3 protein-coding genes and 1 pseudogene are annotated in these 3,014 nt (G+C 57.3%); 3 read left to right on the forward strand and 1 reads right to left on the reverse strand.

Translation table 11 applies throughout. The annotated features are described in order from the left end of the window. Positions 1 to 199: 199 nt before the first annotated feature. Entirely contained in the window at positions 200 to 406 is a 207-nt protein-coding gene (locus AC0L3A_RS40360; RefSeq protein ID WP_473256542.1) for a cold-shock protein, read from the reverse strand. Between the two features lie 864 nt (positions 407 to 1,270). On the opposite strand from AC0L3A_RS40360, the gene AC0L3A_RS40365 reads away from it, so the two are divergent. The 3 genes and pseudogenes from AC0L3A_RS40365 to AC0L3A_RS40375 form a co-directional block, all read left to right on the forward strand. Then, on the forward strand, positions 1,271 to 1,657 hold the full coding sequence (locus AC0L3A_RS40365) for a hypothetical protein (RefSeq protein ID WP_225130090.1): 387 nt from the start codon (positions 1,271 to 1,273) through the stop codon (positions 1,655 to 1,657). Further along, positions 1,654 to 2,289: a DUF6036 family nucleotidyltransferase gene (locus AC0L3A_RS40370; RefSeq protein ID WP_473256544.1), complete on the forward strand. Its 636-nt coding sequence runs from the start codon at positions 1,654 to 1,656 to the stop codon at positions 2,287 to 2,289. Before AC0L3A_RS40365 ends, AC0L3A_RS40370 begins: the two co-directional genes overlap by 4 nt. Positions 2,290 to 2,631: 342 nt before the next feature. Then, positions 2,632 to 3,014 (forward strand): annotated as a pseudogene (locus AC0L3A_RS40375) (transposase); the annotation flags it as partial.

Raw genomic sequence — 3,014 nt, forward strand, 5'->3', positions numbered from 1 at the left:
ACACAACCAGTTGCCAAAACTTCTTCTCGGTGTGACATTCAACGACGGGATCGAGGTCATCGCCAAGCCGACCGACCTTCAGCCCGCAACCGCCGCCGCCTGACCGGCCCGGTCGTCACCAAAAATTGGCGATAGCTCGTTCCGAGGTAAGCGCCAGACTTGGGCTGGGGGCTGAGGGTCAGGCGCCTACAACAACAAATCAGACACGCAGATCTTCCGCGCTGCTCTTACCCCGCTTCGGGTCGACTTTAACCTCGTAAGAGACTGTCTGCCCTTCGCGCAGGTCCGAGAGGCCAGCGCGCTCGACGGCGCTTATGTGCACAAAAACATCTTGGCCACCCTCATCGGGCTGAATAAAGCCGAAACCTTTGGTCGCGTTGAACCATTTTACAATACCCGTCGCCACGTCCGTCTCCCATTAAAGCAATACTGTAGAGTAGTTGCGGTCAGACCACCCGGGCAACAAGGCTCATCGGCCACCATTTTGCCGACATGCAGCGGCCTCGCAACTACCAAAAGGGGGCGCTGGACGCGCGTACCGCACCAAGTTAGCCTCGTCCGATGACCGTTCGGGGAAACACACAAGATGGACTGGAAGAAGGAACTAGAGGCGCTGCTTCAACAATCCGCGGCAATTGTCGACGCGCAGGAACATTAGCGCCTATTCCAAAGCCGACAGCGCCGATTGCAAACGCTCCCCAACGGGCTTCCCCGCCCGATCCTCCCCGGCCGTTGAGCTGGGACAGCTCCGAGCGAGAGCACATCAGCAAACGAGTTGCGAATTTTAAAGCGCATATCGTCCATCCGTACAGCAACGTCCCTCCTTCACCCGCAACCTTTGCGGAAACGTTGCTAAAACACTCGCTCACAAGGGCGCCGGGCTCAGGTAAGATCGAGACCCAGACAAGCTGTCGGTCCGTGCCGAGTTCGCGGCAAAGGGCCAGGATGGGTGCGGAGATTGCCTGTGGCGAGGCGGTAAAGGTCTTCTGAAAGATCTCGGTTCGTATCGCCGGCATGGACCTCTCAGTCCCATTTTGGGCCAATTGAGGATTATCTTCGTAGCGGGATGTCGATATAAAGCATTGATTTAGCTTGGAGATGCTTCAGGTGGGAGATTAGGTTCCTTATCCAGGCAGGCCTGCTGGCGGGACTATGGGAACTGCTGTTTGAACGGACAGGGAACATACTCCGTCCAAGAGGATTGGTGAGTAGCTGGATTTTTAAGGGTAGATGCCCTATTTTCCGGCGAGGTAGGCACTGGTCGAGAGCCATGAGCGTCCGAATCAACCGGGAATACGTAAACGACACCGCGAAGCTGATCATGCATCGGCTTATTGCGCGGCAGATCGGTCGCGACCCGTCGCTGGTCGAAAGGGCGAAGGATTCTTTGGCCCATAACTCGCAGCGTTTCGAAGGCTACACTTTCGTTCGCGAGTGGTCGGACATGCTTGGCTTTCCTCCATCTACGGTACGCCGCCGTTTGACGAGCCGCGACGAAGAGATGACGCGTCTGCGTCTATCCTCGCCTTTCGTTTTGGCGGAAGGTATCAACTTCGAGGATGACACTCTGCGCCGTCGCATCTGGAAGGCGGCGAAGCGGATTGCAGAGAGATCTGCGATCCATCAAACCGCGGCACTTCCGCGGATGGCGGCGTGACGCAAAACTCGTTTGTTCGAACTATTGAAGACCTTGTCGAGACAGTCAGGGTGATTGCCCGGCTGTTTAAAACCGACAAGGTCTTCATCATTGGAAGCCAAAGCATCTTACTTTCGTGGCCCGACGCTCCGGTCGTCCTACGCACCTCTGGCGAAATCGACGCTTATCCTGAGAACGCGAAGATATGGGAAATTCAGCAGAAGGAGCTCGATCCTGAAGACGATCCGGAGGCTTCAGAAGAGATAAATGCTCTCTACGGCGAGGGCTCAAAATTCCATCGCGATCACGGCTTCTATATCGACGGTGTCGACGAGAATACCGCGCGGCTGCCTGGCGATTGGAATAAGCGCGCCATCACCAAAACGGTGGACGTTGACGACAGGAAGGTTCTGGCTGTGGCGCCATGTCCCGAAGACATTATCGTATCCAAGCTCGCTCGCCTGTCGGAAAAGGACAAGGAGTTCGTGGACGGCTACCACAAGGCGCGGCCATTCAATCGTGATCTCATCGTTGACCGTATCAAGGCCACAAAGCTGGAGGCCGAACTTCAGGAGCGAGCTATCAGCTTCGTGCGCGGCCTTCCGGACGAGCCCAAAGCAGACGCTGCAGCAAGCAAGCCGCCAGCATTCTAGCAGCCACCGCTACGATTTGTTTGGAGGGCTTCGTCCACACGTCGACCGCAATGGTTTCTGTCGGCTGCAGCGGCGGTGAGCCTCCGGACCAGCCCCGATTTCCGCCGGAAGTGGTGCCGCGAGCTGCACGCCCGTAATCAAACTGATTTTGACTGTCATTCGGCCCTTTAATTGGTCGTCCGTGAACAAGGCTCTAAGCGATTGAGCAGGAGTCAGTTTTCCGGTTGCGGCGGCATTTGAGATTGCAGGGATTGGGGGCTTGAGGCCCCCAAATCTTGCAATTGTCGTTTGTGGATTCCCTTTCGCTGCGGACCATGATTCTGTGGTGCATCGGAGGGGCCGATGCGACCGAAGAAGCACAGGACGACGGGATCGAACGATCTGTTCCGGGCGCGGCTGGACCAGATCATCAACATGAAGCACGAGCTGGTTCAGCTCGCCGGCAAGATCGATTGGGACTGGATCGACGGCGAGGTCGCGCCGCTCTACAGCGAGAATGGCCGGCCCGGGATCGAGACCCGGTTCATGATCGGGCTGCTGTTGCTCAAGCATATCTACGGGCTGTCCGATGAGGGGTGTGCGAGCGCTGGGTCCACGACCCTTACTTCAAGTTCTTCACCGGGCAAGAGTTCTTTCAGCATGCCTTCCCGCACGAGCGCTCGGACCTGAGCCATTGGCGCAAGCGGCTCGGCGACAAGTTGGAGCTGCTGCTGGCGGAGAGCCTG

Source organism: Bradyrhizobium sp. MI1.3, from assembly GCF_055811695.1.